Source organism: Chitinophaga pendula (genome assembly GCF_020386615.1).
Classification (GTDB): Bacteria; Bacteroidota; Bacteroidia; order Chitinophagales; family Chitinophagaceae; genus Chitinophaga; species Chitinophaga pendula.
Map to the genome: position 1 here is coordinate 107,317 of NZ_CP077769.1, position 24,613 is coordinate 131,929.

At 50.9% G+C, this 24,613-nt stretch carries 17 protein-coding genes; 10 read left to right on the forward strand and 7 right to left on the reverse strand.

Going from position 1 to position 24,613, the window contains the following annotated elements; all coding sequences use genetic code 11:
• Positions 1-28: 28 nt before the first annotated feature.
• A complete protein-coding gene (locus KTO58_RS00405) occupies positions 29-712 on the reverse strand; it encodes a nitroreductase family protein (RefSeq protein WP_095841285.1) in 684 nt (227 codons plus the stop codon).
• Between the two features lie 359 nt (positions 713-1,071).
• Here KTO58_RS00405 and KTO58_RS00410 point away from each other — a divergent pair, with 359 nt between their 5' ends.
• Complete coding sequence (locus tag KTO58_RS00410) at positions 1,072-2,955, forward strand: M1 family metallopeptidase (RefSeq protein WP_095841284.1); 1,884 nt, start codon at positions 1,072-1,074, stop codon at positions 2,953-2,955.
• A gap of 88 nt (positions 2,956-3,043) precedes the next feature.
• Here the strand turns inward: KTO58_RS00410 and KTO58_RS00415 are convergent, their stop codons facing one another.
• The 6 genes from KTO58_RS00415 to KTO58_RS00440 all read right to left on the reverse strand — a co-directional run bounded on the left by KTO58_RS00415 (position 3,044) and on the right by KTO58_RS00440 (position 7,799).
• Complete coding sequence (locus tag KTO58_RS00415) at positions 3,044-4,324, reverse strand: MFS transporter (RefSeq protein WP_095841283.1); 1,281 nt, start codon at positions 4,322-4,324, stop codon at positions 3,044-3,046.
• Positions 4,325-4,431: 107 nt separating this feature from the next.
• The gene (locus tag KTO58_RS00420) at positions 4,432-4,641 is read right to left on the reverse strand and encodes a hypothetical protein (protein ID WP_095841282.1); all 210 of its coding nucleotides are present in this window, start codon (positions 4,639-4,641) and stop codon (positions 4,432-4,434) included.
• Between the two features lie 98 nt (positions 4,642-4,739).
• Positions 4,740-5,213, reverse strand: coding sequence for a hypothetical protein (locus KTO58_RS00425; protein ID WP_198315067.1), 474 nt, complete (start codon positions 5,211-5,213; stop codon positions 4,740-4,742).
• 14 nt (positions 5,214-5,227) lie between these two features.
• A complete protein-coding gene (locus KTO58_RS00430; protein ID WP_095841766.1) occupies positions 5,228-5,791 on the reverse strand; it encodes an RNA polymerase sigma factor in 564 nt (187 codons plus the stop codon).
• A gap of 150 nt (positions 5,792-5,941) precedes the next feature.
• Complete coding sequence (gene rsmG / locus KTO58_RS00435; protein ID WP_095841281.1) at positions 5,942-6,583, reverse strand: 16S rRNA (guanine(527)-N(7))-methyltransferase RsmG; 642 nt, start codon at positions 6,581-6,583, stop codon at positions 5,942-5,944.
• Between the two features lie 82 nt (positions 6,584-6,665).
• A complete protein-coding gene (locus tag KTO58_RS00440) occupies positions 6,666-7,799 on the reverse strand; it encodes a glycosyltransferase (protein ID WP_095841280.1) in 1,134 nt (377 codons plus the stop codon).
• A 35-nt stretch (positions 7,800-7,834) separates the two neighbouring features.
• Between KTO58_RS00440 and KTO58_RS00445 the strand changes: the two genes are divergently transcribed.
• The 9 genes from KTO58_RS00445 (at position 7,835) to KTO58_RS00485 (ending at position 24,608) form a co-directional block, all read left to right on the forward strand.
• Positions 7,835-7,999: a hypothetical protein gene (locus tag KTO58_RS00445; RefSeq protein WP_157753311.1), complete on the forward strand. Its 165-nt coding sequence runs from the start codon at positions 7,835-7,837 to the stop codon at positions 7,997-7,999.
• Positions 7,996-8,379, forward strand: coding sequence for a hypothetical protein (locus tag KTO58_RS00450; RefSeq protein ID WP_095841279.1), 384 nt, complete (start codon positions 7,996-7,998; stop codon positions 8,377-8,379). The genes KTO58_RS00445 and KTO58_RS00450 overlap by 4 nt, the downstream gene beginning before the upstream one ends.
• Positions 8,380-8,790: 411 nt before the next feature.
• Positions 8,791-9,921: a tRNA guanosine(34) transglycosylase Tgt gene (gene tgt, locus KTO58_RS00455; RefSeq protein ID WP_095841278.1), complete on the forward strand. Its 1,131-nt coding sequence runs from the start codon at positions 8,791-8,793 to the stop codon at positions 9,919-9,921.
• A 124-nt stretch (positions 9,922-10,045) separates the two neighbouring features.
• On the forward strand, positions 10,046-11,125 hold the full coding sequence (locus tag KTO58_RS00460) for an LptF/LptG family permease (RefSeq protein ID WP_095841277.1): 1,080 nt from the start codon (positions 10,046-10,048) through the stop codon (positions 11,123-11,125).
• 428 nt (positions 11,126-11,553) lie between these two features.
• Positions 11,554-12,366, forward strand: coding sequence for a hypothetical protein (locus KTO58_RS00465; RefSeq protein ID WP_157753310.1), 813 nt, complete (start codon positions 11,554-11,556; stop codon positions 12,364-12,366).
• Positions 12,367-13,235: 869 nt separating this feature from the next.
• Positions 13,236-14,561 (forward strand): citrate (Si)-synthase, eukaryotic, encoded by a 1,326-nt coding sequence (locus KTO58_RS00470; RefSeq protein ID WP_095841275.1) that lies wholly within the window; start codon positions 13,236-13,238, stop codon positions 14,559-14,561.
• Positions 14,562-14,604: 43 nt separating this feature from the next.
• Positions 14,605-16,761, forward strand: a complete 2,157-nt coding sequence (recG, locus tag KTO58_RS00475; protein WP_225859989.1) for an ATP-dependent DNA helicase RecG — start codon at positions 14,605-14,607, stop codon at positions 16,759-16,761.
• A 163-nt stretch (positions 16,762-16,924) separates the two neighbouring features.
• Positions 16,925-20,596 (forward strand): DUF7948 domain-containing protein, encoded by a 3,672-nt coding sequence (locus KTO58_RS00480; RefSeq protein ID WP_225859990.1) that lies wholly within the window; start codon positions 16,925-16,927, stop codon positions 20,594-20,596.
• 331 nt (positions 20,597-20,927) lie between these two features.
• The gene (locus tag KTO58_RS00485; protein WP_157753308.1) at positions 20,928-24,608 is read left to right on the forward strand and encodes a DUF7948 domain-containing protein; all 3,681 of its coding nucleotides are present in this window, start codon (positions 20,928-20,930) and stop codon (positions 24,606-24,608) included.
• Positions 24,609-24,613 lie beyond the last annotated feature (5 nt).

Here is a 24,613-nt window from a genome sequence, read left to right on the forward strand (position 1 = left end):
CATATAAAGAGCTCCCGCTAAATAACTATCAATAAAAGAACGCTACCTCCTCCAGCGCCTTACGACGCAGATCAGGCACCCAGCACTCCTCCGCCGGATAACCCACCGGTACCAGCAGGAACGGCTTCTCATTCTCCGGACGCTCCAGAATACTACCCAGGAAATTCATCGGGCTCGGCGTATGCGTCAACGCCACCAACCCAGCATGATGGATCGCTGCCAGCAAAAAACCCGCAGCAATACCCGCACTCTCCTGCACATAGTAGTTGTTATGCTTATGCCCATTCTCCTCTACCTCGTAAATACGCTTGAACAGAATGATCAGCCAGGGCGCCACCTCCAGGAAAGGCTTCTGCCAGTCCGTCTGCAAAGGCCGTAGATCCTTTAACCACTCCTCACTCATGCGCCCGTTATAACTCCGGTACTCCTCCGCCTCCGCTTCCTGACGGATAAGCTGCTTGATCGCAGGGCGCTCCACCGCACAAAACGTCCACGGCTGCTTGTGCGCCCCCGATGGCGCCGTACTCGCCGTCAGGATAATGTTCTCAATAACCTCCCGGGATACAGGCCGGTCTGAAAAGTCGCGGACAGTACGACGTTTGTCCATCCAATGCAGGAAATCCTGAGATTGACGCAGCATTGCAGAGGGCTCATAAGTATCATGTGTATAGTCCACAAATGGATAACCGTCAATGATTCTTTTGGTTGACATACTACATTTTTTATGGTTTAGATGATTGTTGTAAAGGGTAATATGAAAAGATGATAACCACATCTCCTCACCTGGCTATTTATCAATGTCCGCATATTGATAAGAGAACAGCCTGCACACAAACAAGGGTAATAGTCCGCTACAAATGGTACCACCAGGTGCCGCCTACAAATAAACAGCATTTAATTACATTTTACATAACACCGCCGCATATTTATTCTTTTCATGTGTCACAGCGTGTTTTACCACCAATTACATCACATGGAACGAATACCATACCGCCTTTCAACCATTTTTTGGAAAGCTGCTCACCGAAATTGTCATAAATTAGCACCTTAATCAAAAATGGAAATACGTCGATGAAGCAATTGCTATTGGGAAAAAGCATTGCCCTATGTCTGCTATTCGCAACAGCCGCGCAGGCTCAGCCTGACCGCTGGCAACAAAGGGTAAAGTATACAATGGACATCAACATGGATGTACAGGCACACCGCCTCAGTGGTAAACAAAAACTGCAATATTTTAATAACTCCCCTGATACCCTCTACAAGGTCTTCTACCACCTGTATTGGAACGCATTCCAGCCCAATAGCATGATGGACGTACGCAGCCGCGAACTGGGAAAAGTAGTGTATGGCAAAGATCGCCGGGGCAATAACATGCAGGACTGGGACCAGCGCGTACGCGACCGCATCTCCAAACTGGAACCCAACGAAGTCGGCTACCAGAAAGTGCTGTCCCTCAAACGCGATGGCAGAAAACAAAACTATAAGGTCATCGAAACCATCCTCGAAGTCTCCCTCGACAAACCCATCCTGCCACGTACCACCACCACCTTCGATATGGACTTCGAAGCACAGGTGCCCGTACAAATACGCCGCAGCGGCCGTAATAACGTCGAAGGCGTAGACTACTCCATGGCACAGTGGTACCCTAAAATGTGCGAATACGACTACGAAGGCTGGCATCCAACACCCTACATCGCCCGCGAATTCTATGGCGTTTGGGGCGACTATGACGTAAAGATCAGCATCGATAAAGCATTCACCGTCGCCGGTACCGGCTACCTCCAAAACCCCCAGCAGATCGGCCACGGATACGAAACACCCGGCTCCAAAGTACAAACCCCCGCCGGCGACAAACTCACCTGGCACTTCGTAGCCCCCAACGTACACGACTTCGTATGGGCCGCCGATCCAGACTATAAACATATCACCCAACAGGTAGATGGCTTCACCGCCCACTTCTTCTATATCGAAAACGAAACCACCAAAACCACCTGGCCACAACTGGCTAACATGATACCCAAGGCCTACGCGTTCATCAAACAACACTATGGCCCTTACCCCTATAAACAATACTCCTTTATCCAGGGCGGCGATGGCGGTATGGAATACCCAATGGCCACTCTCATCATGGGAAATGGTAAAATGATGGGACTATACAATGTCGCCATCCACGAATGGATGCACAGCTGGTACCAGATGATGATGGCTACCAACGAAAGCCTCTACCCCTGGATGGATGAAGGCTTCACCACCTTCGCCGAAGACAATACCATCTACAACACCATCGACTCCCTCAAAGGACAAAATCCACATGCCGGCTCCTACCGAACCTACTTCGCCCTGGCCAACAGCGGCCGGGAAGAGCCCATGTCCACCCACTCCGATCACTACAATACCAACTTCGGATATAGCACCACCGCCTACGCAAAAGGAGCCGTATTCCTCGAACAATTGGGATACATCATCGGCGCCGCCAATCGCGATAAAGGCCTCCTCAATTACTACTGGACCTGGCGCTTCAAACATCCCAATCCAAACGACTTCATCCGCATCATGGAAAAACAAAGCGGTATACAGCTCGATTGGTACAAACAATACCTGGTTTATACCACCAAACACATCGACTACGGTATCGACAGCATTTATGAAAAAGGGAATAAAACAATCGTACGCCTCGCCAGGGTCGGACTAATGCCCATGCCCATAGATCTCGTCGTAACACCTAAGACCGGCGATAAAGTAATGCACTACGTACCACTATCCATCATGTTCGGCGAAAAACCTAATGAAGATGCCTCCATGAAACGCGTAGTACACGATGGCTGGTACTGGACACATCCCACCTACGAAGTGGAAATAGACCTGCCATTATCCGCTATCAAAGAAGTAGAGATAGACCCCAGCCAAAGACTGGCCGATATCGATCGCAGCAACAACAGGCTGATAGTACAATAATATCACCTGGCCAAATACCAGCTCTCCGGATGCCATACCTCCAGCAGGTACAGCATCCGGAGAGCTTTTTACAGGGTAGGAGAGAGGATTATAATTGAGATAACTGCCGGTAAGCAGACGACCGCATCGCCAGCAAAGTGACGATCAACCCAATAGTACCGGCAATGATAAAGATAAGCGCAATACCCCTGTCGGTACCCACGCCAAACCAGCTGCCGAATAGCTCCACCCCCTTACCCGTAGTCATAAAAGGAATAAAGATGAAATGCGCTACAGGCCCTATCACAAAAGCCGTGATCGGAGAAGCCGCCTGCTCAATACTCTGCGCAAAACCAAATACACGCCCCTGCCGCTCCAGCGGTACCGCCTTCTGCAAAATCGTCTGCTCCGCAGCTTCTATGACAGGAATGAGACACATGTAGATAAACACACCCACACCCAGGAGCACGATCGATGCCTGGATAGTAAAGAAAATACAAATGATCCACATCACCACGTTGCAAAGAAATAACGTACGTATAGGCCGCTCACCCAATCCCCGCTTGGCTACCATAATGCCTCCCAGGATAAATCCCAGGCTCAGTACACCCCATAATATACCCCATACCTGCACCGATACCAGCGTCAGGCCATAAGGGTCCATCAGCGACATAAATACGCCCCCCAGGAAGTTATTGAATGTGTTGAAAAAGATCAGGGCAAAAAGACCGGGGATAAGATGGATCGCTTTGATAGTCCCTTTCACATCTATCGCGCCGTGGGGCGTATCACCATGCACGATCTCCTTTTCTGGGATATGTACCGCCAATAAGTGAAGAATGGACAACAGGCAGAGTATCAGCGACGCGATCAGTATCCAGAACATACCCAGGAAACCTACCGCCATACCACTCATAATGGAGGCCAGCAGAAAAGATACGCCGTTCACCGTGCCCACCATCCCGTTCGCTTTATCCCGCTCTTCAGGAGGGATCATAATGGTCACAATTGTAGGTAGCGCAATACCACGCAGGTTGCCTGCCAGGGCGCCAAACAAGGCCAGCAGGATGAACACCCAGAGTAAGATACTATCGTCGTGTTTGAAAGCACCTGCCGGTGCCGTCGCATACAGCACAGCAGCAATCACATATAGTACCAGCGACGCGATGTTGGAGATCATCATGGACGTCCGCTTCCGGTACCGGTCCACGATCGAACCGAGCAGGAACCCCGATAACGCTACCGTACCAACGTATACGCCCGCCATGACAGACGTCGCCAGCACAGATTTCGTTTCCAGGTATACCCAGAAAGTAACCGCAAACCAGACAAATGTATTGGTGATGGACGTAGCAAAGGTGTTGGCTAAAATCGCATAAAAGGGCCTCATAACTAATGGTTTCCGGACATAAATTAACCAAAAAACCGGTTACCCCCTATACTAAAATGACGATCAGGATTCGTCAGCCGGCTACGCACAAAAAGAAGAGAAAAATATCAATCCAGTAATTCACAATCAAATCCGCTACGCCTTACAAAATCAATCATCGTATCCTCTGATACCGGCATGTCGACTATACGTAATACCTTGTCGCAGTCCTCCAGGTCTACATTGCAGGACCCTACCTGGAATTGCCGGCGGATCGCTGTTAACATTTCCAGACTATCACGCCGGGTGGCAATGTTGGTCTTGAATATTCCGATCATAAGAACAGTGTTTTGCATGGTAATGGTGTGGTGCTACCTCGGAAAGTAGGAAGGCGAAAGTATCATTCACCAGCGCCTTCCCGCTTATCCGCGGGTAGTTAAATATTTTCAGTACGTTCCGGTTCATTATTACCCTCGCCTGCCTCATTCCGCCAGTCACGATAACCGCCACCCTGCCGGCCCGCATCCTTGTCAGATCGGCCAAAACGAGACCGGCTCACACACTCCCCATAACGCTCCGCAAACCGCTCCCGGATACGCTCCCGCTGCTCAGGATCTAACCGCTCCATCCGGTTCATCATCTTATCCTTCCATTGCTTCTTCCCCTTAAATCCCCAGCCACCATCATGCCCGCCACTGTTGTGCCAGCCGAAAAGCAACTTACTCAGCAATAAAATACCTAATGCCTGCCAGAACGTTATGATTGGCCCATGGAACAACTCAGGTACCAGCCAGTTCCACAGCATCATGATCACAAAACCCAACGCCCCTATACATAGCACACCCAACACTACAAACTTAAGTATGCCCAGGCCGATCTTTTTTCCACTGCCCCTTGGTATTCTTCCCATGATAATATGTTTAATTAGTCATTTAATAACTCCCGGTACAACTGTTCCAGGCGATCACGCAAATACAATACAGCATACCGCTTGCGCGACAATAAAGTGTTCACCGGCACACCCGTCGCTTCCGACATCTCCTTGAAGGATTTACCCTCCACCTCATGCTGCAGGAACACATCCCGCTGCTCCGCCGGCAACTCCTCCACTGCCTGCATGATAGCCTCCGCCATCACCTTACGTAACATCGGCGCATCCGCCTGCCCCGTAACACCCGTGTCCGCCAGCATCTCCGTCAGAAACAAATGCTCCTCCCCATCTACCACCGCCGTATGATCCGAAAAATTACTCTCCCGCTTCTTACGGAACCAATCCGTAATCTTATTTCGCGTTACCGCAAATAACCACCCCGTCAGAGAGTCTATATGACTACCCAACCGCAGGTACTCCGTAAACTGGTAGAATACATCCTGTAAAATATCCTCCGCATCCGCCACATTATTCACCCGCTGGCGAATAAAGTGAAGCAAACGCTTACGCTCCTGCCTGACGGTCTGCTGTATGCGCTCGTTTTGTTCTTGAACCATAGATGTGGGTGTGAGGACCAACTCTTTCATCTTAATAAGGAAGACGATACAAGTGGTAGGATATTGTACAATTGGTCAAAAATTTTCCGGGGTAAGAAAAATAGGATAGCAGGGGTTAACATCTTTTTATAACACATTCATTAACAGCACTTACACCACCACCACATACTTCTGCTCAAAGTAAGGCTCCGGGAATAACTCGAAAATGTCCGTCAGCAAAGGCCGGCAACCACTCTCCGATATCTCCTGCGCCAGATCACCGCCCTTCAGACAGATCAACCGGCCCCGAAAATCACGCTCCTCCTGAGCCGCCCGCAAATCCGGCTGTAATGACTTCCGCAACACCGGCTTACTCCATTTCCACAGATCCTGCAACGGCGCCACCGCCCGAGATACCACCGTGTCAAACTTCCGCTTCACATCCTCCACACGACTATGCGCAGTCGTCACATTACGCAGCTGCAAAGCCTCCGCTACCGCCTCCACTACCTTGATCTTTTTGCCGATAGAATCCACCAGGTGGAATTGCACCTCCGGGAAAAAGATCGCTAACGGAATACCAGGAAAACCACCCCCCGTACCCAGGTCCAGCACCGTCATCCCATCAGCAAAATCCGCAATAGCAGCTATCGCCAACGAATGCAACACATGCTTCTCATACAATGCATCAATATCCTTCCGCGATATCACATTGATTTGCTCATTCCACTCCTTATACAGCCCCCCCAATGCCTGAAATTGCTGCATCTGCGTATCCGAAAAGTCGTCAAAGTATTTTAAAATGATCTCCATATCGTATAATTAGCGATGCCCTCCTCATCGGAAGGCACATAAAAATACCGCTAGCAACGGTATAATCCCCCAAACATGGTGACTACCACCTGTTCTTGGACTTAAATAATAATGCAGGTGTGAAGATAATGTAATACAGGCACATAAGGATATCCATCAACCAGCCATACTTGAAAAGATCAGGCTCATCCAGCTTTTGCATCGCCTTGTATGTGATAATGGACTGTACCAGCACCTTCAGAACAAAGATGCCCAACACATAATATAACATCGGGTGATAAAATAACCCGGCAATAAAAAAAGGATAAAAAAGGAACTGACTCAATGAAAACAGCCCCAACAAGAACTTATGCCCGAACTTATAATGTCGCCCCGTCGACATATGACGCGTCTTCTGACGGAACCAACTCCTCCAACTGCTCTTCGGCTCAGAATATGTAAAAGCCTGCGGATCTACTACCACCGCCACATTACGACTAGTAGCAGCCGCATTCACAAACAGATCGTCATCCCCAGAGGCCAAATGCTGGTGCGCCGTAAACCCCTTCTGACGGAAAAATAACTCCCGCTTGTAAGCCAGGTTACGCCCCACACCCATATACGCAATACCCGACAACGCAAACGATAAATACTGCATCGCACTGAAAAACGTCTCGTAACGGATCACCTTGTTCAGAAAACCAGGCTTCTTATGGTAGGCCCCATACCCCAGCACAATCTCCTTACCCTCCGTAAACCCCTGGCTCATAAAAGACAACCAATACGTACTGCCCGGCTTACAATCAGCATCGGTTAACAGCACATTCTCATATTTAGCACCTTTGAGACCTATGGAGAGCGGGTATTTTTTTCCGGGGATAAACTTGGCGGGTTGTTTGATTTCTATATGCCGGTAATGTGGATAACCTGGCTCTATCGACTGTAAGTAGTATTTCGTGTCATCTTCTGAATTGTCATTCACCACAATCACCTCATATAAAGGTTGGTGATGTACCTGGTATCGCTGCTGTAACACACTGGGCAGATACTTCTGCAGATTCATCTCCTCATCCCTCGCACAAATGATCACAGATACTTCCGCCGACGGCGTGTGATCTTGGTCAAACTGTCGTCGGTAAAAGGCTAGCCGCGAAAAGAAAATAAGGTAATAAAACACCTGTATTCCGGCGATAGCAGCAAAACAGTAAAAAACAATTATTCCCAGGCTGTCGAACATAGTGACGGCAAATATATACGATTTCGATCATCTGTATGCGTTTGTGGATAAATTCCACCTTACTCAACCTGAAAATGAACCTCCTCACCCGCCGCCTGGCGCCAAATGATAACGAGTTGTCGTCACAGGATACCTCCAACGCCCCCTCGCCCAAGTACCTTTGCATCATCACAATAACACATCAAAACTTACAACAATGATAACTTTGAAAAACATTATGATGATCAACGCCATCAGTAGCGGCATTACAGGTATCGCACTCGTCGTAGCCGCCAGGCCCGTCGCAACCCTCTTCGGCCTCACCAACACCGTACCCTTCACAGAGGTAGGTATCTTCCTGGCCCTGTTCGCCGCCTTCGTCGGCTTCACCGCCCTCAACACCGCCTCCCATATCCGGGCCGTCCGTACCATCATCACCCTCGATACCCTCTGGGTCATTATGAGCGCCATCGCCTTGGTATTCCTCAAAGACATTATCTCCCCCCTGGGCAGCGTAGCGATCACGCTGGTAGCCATCTGGGTAGCTGCCATGGCTGTCCTCCAGAAAAAAAGCCTGCGCGCACAACTAAGCCATTCATAAATAATTGATTACTAAAGATATAAAAGGTCTCAAGGGTAAATAATATACCTTTGAGACCTCGTCAGTAAATATGACCGGAAAAAAGACCAGAAAATATTACCGTTCGACCTCCTACAACAGGCCCCCCTCCAGAGCGACGAAATCCCGGTAATGCCGCCGCCAATACCCGGACGATCAGCCGATCCGGGTAAGACTGCCACTATCATTGCTGAGAGATATAAGGAGTTGAATGTAAAATACTTAGCTATAGTCAACCCCGCTCCGCACCGGGCTAAATTCACAGATCCACGCCAAGCGTGGATTTTTTAGTTTAGTTTTGCCGGCCGCAACGATACCGCCAGCAGTGCCTGTAGCAGCCGCAACAGCCACTCCCGGCAGTACCCGGGCAGCACACTCGCAAGTAGCCATCATATGAAGTTTGAACTTTTAACGACAGACGCCAATAGCAACGCCAGAGCCGGAATACTCACCACCGGCCATGGCGCCATAGAGACGCCCATATTCATGCCGGTAGGCACCGTAGGTAGCGTAAAAGCCGTTACACAGGAACAATTGCGCCACGATGTTCAAGCACAGATCATCCTCGGCAACACCTATCACCTCTACCTCCGACCAGGTATGGACATACTCTCCCGAGCCGGCGGCCTGCATCGTTTTAACACCTGGGAAAAACCCATCCTCACCGACAGCGGCGGATACCAGGTATTCTCCCTGGCAGCCAACCGTAAGATCAAAGAAGAAGGTGTACTCTTCCAATCCCATATCGATGGCTCCCGACACCTCTTCACTCCCGAAAGCGTAATGGACATCCAACGCACCATCGGCGCCGATATCATCATGGCGTTCGATGAATGCCCGCCTTACCCTTCTGAATACCGATACGCCAAAAAGTCAATGGAACTCACCCACCGCTGGCTCGACCGCTGTATCCAACGCCTCCGCGAGACCACGCCCGCGTACGGACACGAACAAACGCTGTTTCCCATCGTACAGGGTAGCACTTATAAAGACCTCCGCACCATCTCCGCAACAGAGATCGCTGCCCGCAACTGCGCCGGCAACGCCATCGGCGGCCTCAGTGTAGGCGAACCCGAAGCCGATATGTACGAAATGTGCGGCCTCGTATGCGACATACTGCCCAAAGAAAAACCCCGATACCTCATGGGGGTAGGAACCCCCTGGAATATCCTCGAAAATATCTCCCTGGGCATCGATATGTTCGACTGCGTAATGCCTACCCGCAACGGCCGCAACGGTATGCTGTTCACTTGGAACGGCGTCATCAACATACGCAACAAAAAATGGGCAGACGATTTCGCCCCCATCGACGAACATAACGAATGCTTCGCCACCAACACCTATAGCAAAGCATACCTCCGTCATCTCTTCGTCGCCGGCGAAATACTAGGCATGCAGCTGGCCAGCATCCATAACCTGGCCTTCTACCTCCAACTCGTGAAAGAAGCCCGCCGCCAGATACTGGCAGGCACCTTCAACGCCTGGAAAAAAAGCATGATACCCCAGCTGCAAACAAGACTGTAAATCCACTATTTTCCTTCGTAATAAGGATTTAACATTTTAGATTTACAGGAGACAAGTTCACAAATCGTACATTGTAACTTATTTCCAGAACAAAAGGACACAGATATAAATCGCAATACCCGCAATGACCAAGATAGACTGGTATATACTGCGCAAATTCATAGGGACCTTCATTTACTCACTGATGATTTTGCTCGTCATCTCCGTAGTGATCGATATCACCGAAAAGATCGACGACTTCATGAGCAATAACCTGTCCTTAATGACCATCGTGGTGGACTATTATTTCGGCTTTATCCCCCATATCGCCGCACTCCTGTTCCCCTTGTTCATCTTTATATCCGTTATCTTCTTTACCTCCAAAATGGCCTACCGCTCAGAGATCATCGCTATCCTCTGTAGCGGAGTGAGCTTCCGCCGCTTCCTGCGCCCATACTGGATAGGCGCATTCCTGTTCAGTACCATCCTCTGGCTCGGCAACCGCTGGACTGTCCCCAACGCCAACCGCATCCGCACCACCTTCGAAAACAAGTATATCAACAGTCACGAAGATCAGCGTACCATGTACGACAAAACTACCCGCGTGGATAGCTTCACCTACGTGACGTTCGGCTCCTACGACCCGAACTATAAAACCGGCAACAACTTCACCCTCGAAAAAGTCAATGGCCAAAACCTTAACTATAAACTCATGGCCGACCGTATCTCCTGGGACTCCATAGCCAAAGGCTGGAAACTGGAATACGTATCCACCCGCTCCATCAACGGCCTCGTCGAAAAATGGAACAGCCGCCAGGATACCCTACTCAAAATACCCCTCATTCCCAAAGAGCTGATAGAAGAAAGAAACCGCCAGGAAGCAATGACCACCCCCGAACTGGTCGCCTTTACCAAACGGCAGTCACTCCGCGGTACAGAAGGCCTCAATACCTATTATGTAGAAAGATACCGCCGCACCGCATCCGCCGCTGCCGTGGTCATCCTCACCCTGATAGGGGGTATCATCGCCTCCAAAAAAGTCAGGGGCGGAAGTGGCCTCCACCTCGCCCTGGGTATCGTGATCAGCGCATCCTATATCATCTTCCTCCAATTCTCCACCGTATTCTCTATCAAAGCAGGCCTGAACCCGATCATCGCCGTGTGGATACCTAACGTCATCTTCGGCGGCCTCGCATTCTACCTCTATCGCAGAGCACCAAAGTGAGGCAACATCCGTTATTTAATGTGAAAACTTTGCCATAAGGCAACTGATCTGCCACATCATCCGCTCATCGCTAAACACCTCCAGTGGCAGCAGGGGTACATGGTCCAGCTACCGGACTTGGCCAGCATCCTCCGGATGACGCATCGTTGTCATAATAGGCCAGTCCCTTCATTGGAATAATGGTGCAGTGGCTTTACCTGATCCAGCCGAAACGCCGGAAAGGAAGATCGTTTGTCGCATTTTACGGTGGTTGTTTGTTCGATGCAAAGGGCGGTAGGAGGGAAGTGGCTTTGTTGCCCTATCGAGTTAAGTAGTAGCCAAAATGAGAATAATGCGGTACACGAATACACACTCCCTTTCATATAACATTCCGACAATAGGAAGAAGTGGCATAGAATATGTTCCTTGTAGGGCCTAAAGGAACCAATATGATGCGAAGACCAACGTTAGCTATTATCGCCTTTTTGCTGGCCGGTAACGCCCTTACCGCTTGTAATACAGGAACTTCCAGATCCGCAGATACAAAAACAGGTACCGAAATGGCCGGACAATGGCTGGCTGCCGATTATCTCCGCCAGGTTGCTGAAAACCATAGCATTGCACACACAAGTGCGCCCGTATATGGCTGGGTAGCATTGTCATTCAGCCCGGAACTGAAAGACAGCGTACTGGCATTTAATGGCTTTGAAGAACCCGACGCTATCCCTTTTACCCGGGAAGGAGATTCCCTGAAACTGGACCTGCCGTCCCGTGTATACATTCATAAGAACCTCGCAGATAGTAATACCTTCATGGCAGTAGAATACGCCGATGGCCAGGTGTTCAAAGAACAATATGTAAAAGTAGATGCACCGCTGGAAACACCTGATGCCACCTTCGACCGCGAACTGCGTAAGTCACTGTTCGGCAACCGGCAGTATCATCTCATCACACAGGAGGGCAAACCTGCCGCGCCTGGTGCGTTGCCCGTTGTCTTTAAGGAGGATGGAATAGTAACAGGTCTCCCGGGGTACGCATCATACCAGCTTTGTTATGCAGGCGATTGTATTCAGACTACCGATACTTCAGATATTATTTTCCTGACGCCTGTGAACAGTAAAGAACAACCGGTGGCCTTCCTCTATAATATGTCCCTTGATGGCAATAAAATGGCGCTATATGCTCAGGAAGTGATCAACGCAAATGAGAAGGGATCCGTCCGCAAAGGGAAATTGTTATATGAGCTATCAACACAGCATTAGAACATGACAACAGTATACAAATAGAAGGGGAGCCGAATGGCTCTCCTTTTTTATTGCTGCAGGTACCACACGTTTTATACACTTGCATGCTCTCCTTCACATACCCACACACACGCATCTTCGCCGTCCCCCCGCAGACGCATCCCTCGCTCTGCACCCCGCTCATCTCCCCACGCCCTTCCGGTCATCCTCACACCTCACACCGCTCGTTCCATCTCCACGCATCTTGGCCCACACGCCCGCAGACGCATCCCTCGCTCTGCACCCCGCTCATCTCCCCACGCCCTTCCGGTCATCCTCACACCTCACACCGCTCGTTCCATCTCCACGCATCTTGGCCCACACGCCCGCAGACGCATCCCTCGCTCTGCACCCCGCTCATCTCCCCACGCCCTTCCGGTCATCCTCACACCTCACACCGCTCGCTCCATCTCCACGCATCTTCGCCGTCCCCCCCGCAGACGCATCCCTCGCTCTGCATCCCGCTCATCTCCCCACGCCCTTCCGGTCATCCTCACACCTCACACCGCTCGTTCCATCTCCACGCATCTTGGCCCACACGCCCGCACACCCACCCCATACCCCGCAAGCTCACACTCGCTTCACACCCGCTCGCTCGCACCCACACCCCCGCAAATCCAACCCCCGTCGCACTAATGAAAATTTCACATTTCTTTAATATCCATTGCACTTATCACAGATTATATGTTTAACCCGCTAATAAAGAGGTTTTTATGATAAATTGCCCGCTCCCCGCCACCTAAAAAATCCTATGGGAATCTGTGTTTTAATGTGCCAACTTCATTAACAAATCGTTACATTTGTCAATTGATCGATTTTGTTTTACACTACTAAATTTTCGCAGTAAAATGGGGTACATAAAAGAAAAATTCAAGGTGAAAGCCGATGAGCTCAACGCAGAGGTGAAAGACATAGTGAAGAATCACGGCGACAAAAAGATTGGTGATGTTACAATCTCCCAGGTATATCAGGGTATGAGAGGTATTACTGGTCTGGTAACAGAAACTTCCTTGCTCGACGCAAACGAAGGTATACGGTTCCGCGGTTACTCTATCCCAGAACTAAAGGAAAGCTTGCCTAAAGTACCCGGTGGCTCCGAACCACTCCCAGAAGGTCTGTTCTACCTCATGCTCGTAGGCGAACTACCTACAGAAGCAGACGTACAACACATCTCCAGCCTCCTCGGACGCCGCTCCCACGTACCTAACCACGTATTCGATGCCATCGAAGCGCTGCCTATCACTACGCACCCCATGACCATGTTCACCGTGGGCGTAATGGCATTGCAAACCGAATCCCTCTTCGCTAAAGCTTACGCAGAAGGCATCAATAAAAAAGACTACTGGAGCTACATGTATGAGGATGCTCTCAACCTCATCGCACGCCTCCCTCGCATCGCAGCATACATCTATCGCCGCAAATATAAAGGTGGCCAACATATCCAACCCAACGGTATGCTCGACTGGGCGGGCAACTTCGCTCATATGCTCGGATACCAGGATGAAGGCTTCCACGAACTGATGCGCCTCTATATGACCATCCACGCCGATCATGAAGGTGGTAACGTAAGCGCACACACCACTCACCTCGTAGGCTCCGCCCTCAGCGATGCTTACCTGTCTTTCGCTGCCGGTATGAATGGCCTCGCTGGCCCCCTCCACGGCCTCGCCAACCAGGAAGTGATCCGCTGGATACTCAGCATGCGCGAAGAACTCGGCGGTGGAATCCCCACCAAAGAAGAGATCGAAAAATACGTACGCAAAACCCTCGCAGAAGGTAAAGTAGTACCAGGATACGGCCACGCCGTACTCCGTAAAACCGATCCCCGCTTCACCGCACAAATGGAATTCGCTAAAAATCACCTCCCCAACGACGAACTCGTTCGCATCGTTTGGATGGTATACGATACCGTTCCGGACATCCTCTCCGAATTAGGTAAAGTGAAAAACCCTTGGCCTAACGTAGATGCACACTCCGGAGCACTCCTCGTCCACTACGGCCTCGTAGAATACGAATTCTATACCGTATTGTTCGGCGTTTCCCGCGCATTAGGCGTACTCGCTTCCCTCATATGGGACCGCGCTTTAGGCCTGTCCCTCGAAAGACCTAAATCCGTTACCTCCGAATGGATGAAACACTTCGTCGAAGGTAAAGTAGACGCAACAGCAGAATAATTATCTTTGCAATACATGCTAAAGGCAAATGGTTTAGTACTGTTTGCCTTTTGCTTTTTTAGGATACAAACAGATCAATCTCAGTACAATAGCTACACACACCGCCATATTATCCAGTCCCATTGAATATCTCAAAGGCGTCGGACCTCAACGGGGTGAACTACTCCGCAAAGAACTCGGCATCCACACCTTCAGAGACCTCCTCCACTATTTCCCATTCCGCTACGTCGATCGCACCAAGATCGAAAAAATCGGCAGCCTCCGCAGCCACATGGAATTCGTGCAGATCAGAGGACGAATCACCCACATAGAACTCCTGGGAGAAAAAAAAGGAAAACGCCTCGTCGCCACCCTACGCGACGAAACCGGCTCCATAGAACTCGTATGGTTCCAGGGATGGCAATGGGTACAGAAATCCCTCCGCGAAAACGTCGCCTACCTGGTGTACGGCCGCATCGCCCCCTTCAATGGCATCATGCAGATCACTCACCCGGAAATGGACCTCCTCACCGAAGATATCGCCGCAGGAAAACAATTCCTCGAACCCGTATACTCCACCACCGAAAAACTGAAAGCCAGAGGCCTCACCGCTAAAGCGATCGGCAAACTGACATTCAACCTCCTCGAACAACTATCACCGCTGGAAATACGGGAAAATATCCCGGCCTCCGTCATCCACCAGTACCGCCTGATGGGCAGAGCCACCGCCTTCTTCAAAATACACCTCCCCGCATCAGAAGAAGAAGCCGCCCTCGCCCGCCGCAGACTCAAATTCGAAGAACTATTCATCGCCCAGATCAGGATATGCCGCCTCAAACTCAGAAGAAAAATGCTCTCACATGGCTTCCTCTTCGATAAAGTAGGAGACATATTCAACCAGTTCTACAACGAATTCCTGCCATTCCCGCTCACCGGCGCCCAAAAACGCGTACTCAAAGAAATCAGACAGGACACCATGGGTGGCAAACAAATGAACCGGCTCCTCCAGGGAGACGTAGGTAGCGGCAAAACAATGGTCGCACTCCTCACCATGCTCCTCGCCCTCGACAACGGATTCCAGGCATGCCTCATGGCTCCCACAGAAATATTGTCACAACAACACTTTAAAAGTATATCCGCCCTCCTCCAAGGAATGCCGGTCAAAGTAGCAATACTCACCGGCTCCATTAAAGGAAAAGCCAGAAAAGAAACACTGGCCGCCGCCGCCGATGGCTCCCTGCACATACTCATCGGCACCCATGCACTCCTCGAAACAGGCGTCGCATTCAAAAATCTCGGAATGGCCATCGTCGACGAACAACATCGGTTCGGCGTCGCACAAAGAGCACAACTGTGGCAGAAAAATACCATCCCGCCACATATCCTCGTCATGACCGCCACTCCCATCCCTCGAACACTCGCCATGACCGTATATGGCGACCTCGATGTATCCGTCATCGACGAACTGCCCCCGGGCCGTAAACCCATTACCACCGTACATCGCACCGAATACCAACGGCCACAGGTAATGGACTTCATCCGCGAAGAGATCAGAAAAGGCAGACAAGCATACATCGTCTACCCGCTGATAGAAGATTCAGAAAAACTCGACTACGAAAACCTCATGAAAGGTTACGAAGAAGTGAAAGCATTCTTCCCAGAACCGCAGTTTTATATCAGCATGGTACATGGCCGGCAACCGGCAGATATGAAAGAAACAAACATGCAACGCTTCGTAAAAGGAGAAACACATATCATGGTCGCCACCACCGTCATAGAAGTAGGCGTCAACGTACCCAACGCTTCCGTAATGGTCATCGAAAGCACCGAACGATTCGGCCTCTCGCAGCTCCACCAGCTCAGAGGCCGCGTAGGCCGCGGCGCCGAACAATCATTCTGTATCCTCATGACCGGTAACAAACTGGGAAAAGATTCCAAAGAACGCATACAGGTAATGGTACAAACAAATGATGGCTTCATCATCTCCGAAAAAGATATGGAACTCAGAGGCCCCGGTGATATCGAAGGCACCCGCCAAAGCGGTGCCCTCGACCTCCGCATCGCCGATATCATCGTCGACAAACCCATCCTGGAAGCCGCCAGACAATCCGCAGAAAAAATACTCGAAGAAGACCCGGACCTGGCACTCCCGGAAAATACACCACTACAGGAATTCCTCGTATCACAACGGGCAAAATCCCAGTGGAGTAAAATTTCTTAGCGCCTTATACGTTATTATCAGCAAATATGACAGTATAATCGCTACGCCGTCGCTCGTACCTTCATCCCGGCCATGCAAACAATGTCACACTGTAACTTTTAACCGCCTCAGGCGTTTTTACAATTAAGCCGCTTTTAAGTATAACAACGTTAAATCGATTCCTTTGAAACTTTCGCTATATCTACGCTGCTTCGGATGTATACTAATAACGTGGCTGATTGGCCCGCTGAACACAATGGCTCAGCAATACCCGCCTGCCGCCAACTTCACACCGCTCTCATTCTCTGAAAATAAAGGTCAGTGGGATAAAGCCATCCTCTATAAAACAGACCTCGGCGGCAGCGTCATCACACTCAAAAAAAATAGCTTCGGATTCCTCCTGCTCAATAAACAAGACCTCGACCAGCTATCCGAAGATGCCCATGGCAATTACCGCCCCGGCAACAACGATAATCCTCATATCGAACATGGAAAAGTAACCACCCCCACACCGGCCTCACAAACACCCGTGAAAGAAAATCCAGTACTCTCCGAACAAAAAAATCCCGCCGTCAGAGGGCACTACTATAACGTCACCTTCCTCAACGCAACAGATAATCCGCAAGTAACGGCCGATAAAGCACAGGAAGCATATGCCAACTACTTCATCGGCAATGACCCGTCCAAATGGGCCTCCGAAGTAAAATCCTACCAGCGCGTTAACTATAAAAACCTATACCCCGGCATCGACATGCAGGTATACTCAGAAGCCTCCCAACTGAAATACGACCTCATCGTCAACCCGGGCGCCGACCCCGCACAGGTAAAACTCCAGTACGACGGCGCCACCAGCATGGAAATAAAAAAAGGCCAGCTATATATCAATACCTCCGTAGGATACGTTATCGAACAATCCCCCTACGCATACCAATACATCAATAACCAACGTGTGTCCGTCAAAGTAAGCTACCAGCTTAAAAACAACCAGGTCAGCTTCCGCATTGGCAACAACTACGACAATAAATACGCACTCATCATAGACCCCACCTACGTCTTTTCCACCCTCACCGGTGCCAAAGCCGACAACTGGGGCTTTACCGCTACCTACGACGCGCAGGGCAACTTCTACGGCGGCGGCATCGTCCGCGATGCCAACGGATACCCCACCACCCCCGGCGCTGTACAAAGCGTCTACGCCGGCGGAGTAGATATCGGTATCACCAAATTCAGCGCCAATGGCCGCAATGCCATCTACTCCACCTACATCGGTGGCAATAGTGCCGAACAACCGCATAGCCTCTTCGTTGACCCTCAGGGCAACCTCGTCATCGCCGGCCGCACCCGCTCCGGCAACTTCCCCTTCAAAACCTCCGCCGGCACCTCCGGTGGCTGGGATATAGCCGTCGTAAAACTCAACGCCACCGGCACCGCCATCACCGGCGCCATCCGCATCGGCGGCAGCGCAGACGATGGCGTTAACATCCGCGACGACAGAGAAGCAGGACCATTCGCCCTCCTCCGCAACTATGGCGACGATGCCCGCAGCGAAGTTGTCCTCGATGGCGCCGGCAATATCTACGTCGCCAGCTGTACCCGCTCCGCCAACTTCCCCGTCACCGCCAACGCCTACCAGAAAACATTCGGCGGCTCACAAGATGCCGTAGTCATGAAAATAGACCCCACCTGCTCCAGCCTCCTATGGGCCACCTTCCTCGGCGGCAATCTCGAAGATGCTGCCTACGTACTGGCCGTCAATGGCACCAACAGCGTATACGTAGCAGGGGGCACCGGTAGCTCCAACTTCCCCACCACCGCCGGTTCCATTTACAATGGGTTCCGTGGCGGTATCTGCGATGGATTCATCACCCACCTCTCCGCCGATGGCAGCAGCATCCTCCAAAGTACCTTCCTCGGCTCCGACAACCCGGCCGCCGACCAGGTATATGGTATCCAGCTCGATGCCAAAGGATTCGTATACGTAATGGGTACCACAGAAGGTAGCTGGCCCTCCAAACAATCACCAGGCACCCCCACCTTCTATAACGACAACTCTAAACAGTTCATCGCCAAATTACAACCCGACCTCTCCGCCTTCATATACTCCACCACCTTCGGAAAAGCCGCCAGCCTGCCCAGCCTGTCTCCCGTAGCATTCCTGGTAGATCGTTGCGAAAATGTCTACGTCTCCGGTTGGGGCGGCGGCATCAACCCGCAACTGAAATACCCGAACTCCAACACCTTCGGCCTCCCGCTCAAAGATGCCTTGCAAAGCACCACCGATGGCGCCGATTTCTATTTCTTCGTACTCCAGCGGGATGCCACCGGCATCCTCTACGGTAGCTACTTCGGTGGCAACGGCCTCTCCGAACACGTAGATGGAGGTACCAGCCGCTTCGACCGCGATGGCGTCATCTACCAGGGCATCTGCGCCTGGTGCTCCGCCCCCGGTGCCCCCAAATTCAGATACCCAGTCACCCCTGGAACCTACGCAACAGCACCTCCCACATTCTGTAACCTGGGGGCCCTCAAAATCGCCTTCAACCTCGCCGGCGTCAAAGCTGGTATCAAAACAACCGGCAACAAAAATAACTTCTGCGTACCAGCTACCGTCAGCTTCGAAGATACCACCTCCACCACCGCACAAACCTGGGAATGGACCGTCATAAACCAAGCCGCACCAGTAGTAATGACCACCAAAGATCCTTTTACTTACACCTTCAATGCCGTAGGCGACTACATCGTCCGACTCGTAAAAAAAGATCCGTCTACCTGTAATGGCGCAGATACCGCCTTCACAGAAATAAAAATACGCGAAGACAAAGCCACCCTCACCTTCGTCAACCGCCGGCTCGAACCTTGCGAAGCCCTTTCCTACGAATTCGATAACACCGGCTCCATCGCCCCCGCAGGCAAGCCGTTCACCAATAAATCATTCGTACTCAACTTCGGCGATGGCTCCCCGGCAGATTCCGTCGGCATCGGCGTATTCCCACACAAATACCAGAACCCGGGCGTATACAACGTCACCATGACATTGGTAGATACCAACTATTGTAACGCACCCGAAACCATCACCTTGCAACTACGGGTGGCTGCCAACGTACATGCCAGCTTCATCGCCCCAGATAGCGCCTGCGCACCGGCAACCATCGAATTCAATAACACTAGCCAGGGAGGCGCCTCCTTCACCTGGGACTTCGGCGACGGAAACACCTCCACCGACGTAAATCCAACACATACTTACTCCACACCTGGCACCTACAATATCCACCTGGTAGCCGTAGACAATAACACCTGCAACAAACAGGACGATACCACCAGCACCATCATCATCAGCCCACCGCCAACAGCTGATTTCGACTTCACACCCAAACAACCAAAAGAAAATACACCGGTATCATTCACCAACCTGTCCAATGGCGCCGTCTCCTACGTATGGAACTTCGGCGATGGCCACGAATCAACACAGACCAATCCAACCTATCAATACAACAAAACCGGCACCTACGAAGTATGCCTCACCGCCACCAACCAGTTCGGATGCATAGATTCCGTCTGCAAACCAGTAAGCGCCATCGTAGTGCCCCTATATGATGTCCCCTCAGCCTTCTCACCAAATGGGGATGGCATCAACGACGTATTCTATGTAAAAGGATTCGCCGTCTCCCGCTTCAATATCAAAATATTCAACCGCTGGGGACAACTAGTATTCGAAAGCAACGATATCAACATAGGGTGGGATGGCAAATTCAAAGGCAGCCTCCAGTCAATGGACGCATACGCCTACGTCATCAACCTGGAATTCAATGATGGTACAAAAGCCAATAAAACCGGCAACCTGACCCTATTACGGTAACAGATGCCCGCAATGCCCGGTCATGGAAAAACAAAACACCATGACCGGCAATACATTAGCTTGCCAACAAGGATTTTTTAATGGTCAACCTGCTCAAATTCGCAGTCACACAAAATTTCCGGCACACTTTTACGTTATACTTTAAAGAGAAATAAGAGCAACAAATACCTGCTCATCGCTAATTGGCTAAAGTTTCATTCCTATGCTGCAAAATCTACACTTCTCCGCATTCGATACCTGATGTTATTTTTACCTGGAATGGTAACTTTTATAAGCAGTTCTGCGTTAATTTTTGTAAATTACTTAAGTACACAAACACTAAAACTATTTCGTGAAATTTACGTCGTATGTTGGTTTGGTAGGATGTTTGCTAATGCTCCTTCCGGCGTTTTTTCAACCGGCGCAGGCTCAACAGCAGGAAACCAGCAGTAATTTCGCACCCCTCTCATTTTCAGAGAACAAAGGCCAATGGCATAAAGATGTGTTGTACAGAACCGACCTCGGTGGCAGCGTAGTTTCTCTCAAAAAGAATGGATTCGGATTCTTCCTGCTAAACAAAGAAGATCAGGATAAACTGTCCGACTACACCCACGGACACTACACCCCGGGCAGCGGTGTCAACCCGCATATCGATAACAGCAAGGTCACTACCGCACCTGCTTCACCCACCACCTCCTACCCGGAAGTACCAAACGCTCCGCCTCCCGAAGCCCCCAAAGTAAGGGCACATTTCTACAATGTCACCTTCCTCAATGCAGCAGAAAATCCACAGATAACCGCCGATAAAACCCAGGAAGGATACGCTAATTACTTCATCGGCAACGAACCGTCCAAATGGGCCTCCGAAGTAAGATCCTACCAACGCGTCAACTATACCGGCCTGTATCCCGGCATCGACATGCAGGTATACTCCGAAGCCTCCCTGCTGAAATATGACCTGATAGTCAACCCCGGCGCCGATCTCTCCCGCGTCAAATTATTATACAACGGCATCACCGGTATCAGCATCAAAAAAGGACAACTACACGTAAATACCTCCGTAGGCGACGTAATAGAACAAACACCCTACGCCTATCAGTTTATTAATAACCAACGTGTAATCGTAAAGGTAAGCTATCAGCTCAAGGGCAACCAGGTAGGTTTTAACGTCATCGGCGACTACGATAATAAGTCTCCACTGATCATCGACCCCACATACGTCTTCTCCACCCTCACCGGTGCAAAGGCTGACAACTGGGGCTTCACCGCCACCTACGATGCACAGGGTAACTTCTACGGCGGCGGCATCATCCGCAACCGCGATTTCTACCCCACCACACCAGGAGCCATCCAAAATGCCTACGCAGGAGGTGCCTCCGATATCGGTATCACCAAATTCAGCGCCAACGGACGTAGCGTTATATACTCCACCTACATCGGCGGCGGCGGCGATGAACAACCGCACAGCCTCTTCGTCGATGCCCAAGGCAGCCTCGTAATCTCCGGAAGGACCAACTCGTCCAACTTCCCGTTCAAAACGTCCGTAGGCCCACGCGGCAAATGGGATGCCGCCGTCATCAAACTCAATCCCACCGGCACCGCCATGATAGGCTCCCTACTCATAGGGGGAACAGAAGACGATGGCGTCAACATCCGCGAAAACAGACAGGCAGGCACCTTCAGCCTCCTCCGTAACTATGGCGACGACGCCCGCAGCGAAGTAGTCATCGACAACGCCGGATATATCTACATCGCCAGCTGTACCCAATCTGCCAACTTCCCGGTTACCACCAATGCCTACCAGAAAACATTCGGCGGCGTACAGGATGGCGTCGTAATGAAGATAGATCCCACCTGCTCCACCCTCATCTGGGCCACCTTCCTCGGAGGAAGCCAGCAAGATGCCGCATACGTACTGGCACTCAACGGCACCAATAGCGTATACGTCGCCGGAGGTACCGCCAGCAACAACTTCCCCACCACCGCAGGAAGCCTGTACCCTAACTACCGCGGTGGCATCTGCGATGGGTTTGTCACACACCTCTCCGCCGATGGTAGCACCGTCCTGCAAAGCACCTTCCTCGGCGCTGACAACCCTGCACCAGACCAGGTGTATGGCATACAGCTCGATACAAAAGGCTATATCTACGTAATGGGCACCACAGAAGGCTCCTGGCCCATCAAACAACCCACCGGTACCGCCTCCTTCTTCAATAACAACTCCAGGCAGTTCATCTCCAAATTGGAAGGTGACCTCTCCGCTTTCGTATACGCTACCACCTTCGGAAAAGCAGGTTCAGCACCCAGCCTGTCACCTGTCGCTTTCCTCGTCGACCGCTGCGAAAATGTATACGTCTCCGGTTGGGGCGGCGGGATCAACGAACAACTCAAATACCCGAACTCAAATACCTTCGGCCTGCCACTGAAAGATCCATTGCAAGCCACCACCGATGGCGCCGATTTCTATTTCTTCGTATTACAACGCGATGCCACCAACATCCTCTTCGCCAGCTACTTCGGTGGCAACGGCCTGTCCGAACACGTAGATGGCGGCACCAGCCGCTTCGATCGTAATGGCGTCATCTACCAGGGTATCTGTGCCTGGTGCAGCTCTCCTAACTCACCGTACAAGTTCAGATACCCGGTCACACCTGGCACATACGCCACCACCGCACCTCCATACTGTAACTTCGGCGCCCTCAAAATCGCATTCAACCTCGATGGCGTCAAAGCAGGTATCAAAACAACCGACCGCAAAAGAAATTATTGCGTACCGGCCACCATCAGTTTCGAAGATACCACCAGCACTAACGCTCAAACCTGGGAATGGACCGTGATCAATCAAACCACACCAGTCGTATTGACCACCAAAGATCCATTCACCTACACCTTCAATACCATCGGCGACTATATCGTTCGCCTCGTCAAAAAAGATCCCGCCACCTGTAATGGCGCCGATACCGCTTACGCAGAAGTGAAAGTACGCGAAGACAGAGCCACCCTGGCTTTCGTCAACCGCCGCCTCCAACCTTGCGAAGCCCTCTCCTACGAATTCGATAACACCGGCTCCGTCGCGCCGGCAGGCAAACCGTTCACTAACAAATCATTCCTGCTCGACTTCGGCGATGGTTCCCGCCCCGACTCCGTCGGCGTCGGCGTATTCCCACATCAATACCAGAACCCGGGCGTATACAACGTCACCATGACGCTGATAGACACCAACTATTGCAACGCACCCGAAACCATCAATATGCAATTACGGGTAGCCGCCAACGTAGTCGCCAGCTTCACCGCACCCGACAGCGCCTGCGTACCCGCTACCATAGAATTCAATAATACCAGCCTGGGTGGCGAAACATTCACCTGGAACTTCGGAGATGGATCTCCCACCTCCAACGAAGTCAACCCGGTACATGTCTATACCGTACCAGGTACCTACAATATCCACCTCCAGGCCGTAGATAATAACACCTGTAATAAACAAGACGATACGGTCATGACCATCATCGTCAGCCCTCCGCCAACAGCTGAATTCGACTTCACACCGCAAAAACCACAGGAAAATACACCGGTGTCATTCATCAATCAGTCCAATGGCGCCATCTCCTACATATGGGAGTTCGGCGATGGCGAAATATCCACCGCAACTAATCCATCCCATCAATACAACAAAACAGGTACCTACGAAGTATGCCTCATCGCTACCAATACCTTCGGCTGTACCGACACCGTCTGCAAACAAGTGAGCGCGATAGTCGTACCTTTGTACGATGTACCCAACGCCTTCTCACCCAACGGCGATGGCGTCAACGATGTATTCTTTGTGAAAGGATTCGGTATCTCCCACTTCAATATCAAAGTGTTCAACCGATGGGGACAACTGGTATTCGAAAGCAACGACCCGAAAATAGGTTGGGATGGTAAATTCAGAGGAACTGTACAGTCTATGGATGCTTACGCATATGTAGTGAATATAGAATTCAGCGACGGAACCAGGGCCAACAGAACAGGAAATGTCACCCTTTTAAGATGATAATT

Excerpts from the sequence above, each read along its gene's own strand:
- tgt (WP_095841278.1), top strand. The coding sequence starts at position 8,791 with ATGAAGTTTGAACTTTTAACGACAGACGCCAATAGCAACGCCAGAGCC.
- KTO58_RS00460 (WP_095841277.1), top strand. The coding sequence starts at position 10,046 with ATGACCAAGATAGACTGGTATATACTGCGCAAATTCATAGGGACCTTC.
- KTO58_RS00425 (WP_198315067.1), bottom strand. The coding sequence starts at position 5,213 with ATGGGAAGAATACCAAGGGGCAGTGGAAAAAAGATCGGCCTGGGCATA.
- rsmG (WP_095841281.1), bottom strand. The coding sequence starts at position 6,583 with ATGGAGATCATTTTAAAATACTTTGACGACTTTTCGGATACGCAGATG.
- KTO58_RS00445 (WP_157753311.1), top strand. The coding sequence starts at position 7,835 with ATGCGTTTGTGGATAAATTCCACCTTACTCAACCTGAAAATGAACCTC.
- KTO58_RS00465 (WP_157753310.1), top strand. The coding sequence starts at position 11,554 with ATGATGCGAAGACCAACGTTAGCTATTATCGCCTTTTTGCTGGCCGGT.
- KTO58_RS00410 (WP_095841284.1), top strand. The coding sequence starts at position 1,072 with ATGAAGCAATTGCTATTGGGAAAAAGCATTGCCCTATGTCTGCTATTC.
- KTO58_RS00450 (WP_095841279.1), top strand. The coding sequence starts at position 7,996 with ATGATAACTTTGAAAAACATTATGATGATCAACGCCATCAGTAGCGGC.
- KTO58_RS00420 (WP_095841282.1), bottom strand. The coding sequence starts at position 4,641 with ATGATCGGAATATTCAAGACCAACATTGCCACCCGGCGTGATAGTCTG.
- KTO58_RS00430 (WP_095841766.1), bottom strand. The coding sequence starts at position 5,791 with ATGGTTCAAGAACAAAACGAGCGCATACAGCAGACCGTCAGGCAGGAG.
- KTO58_RS00440 (WP_095841280.1), bottom strand. The coding sequence starts at position 7,799 with ATGTTCGACAGCCTGGGAATAATTGTTTTTTACTGTTTTGCTGCTATC.
- KTO58_RS00470 (WP_095841275.1), top strand. The coding sequence starts at position 13,236 with ATGGGGTACATAAAAGAAAAATTCAAGGTGAAAGCCGATGAGCTCAAC.
- KTO58_RS00415 (WP_095841283.1), bottom strand. The coding sequence starts at position 4,324 with ATGAGGCCCTTTTATGCGATTTTAGCCAACACCTTTGCTACGTCCATC.
- KTO58_RS00405 (WP_095841285.1), bottom strand. The coding sequence starts at position 712 with ATGTCAACCAAAAGAATCATTGACGGTTATCCATTTGTGGACTATACA.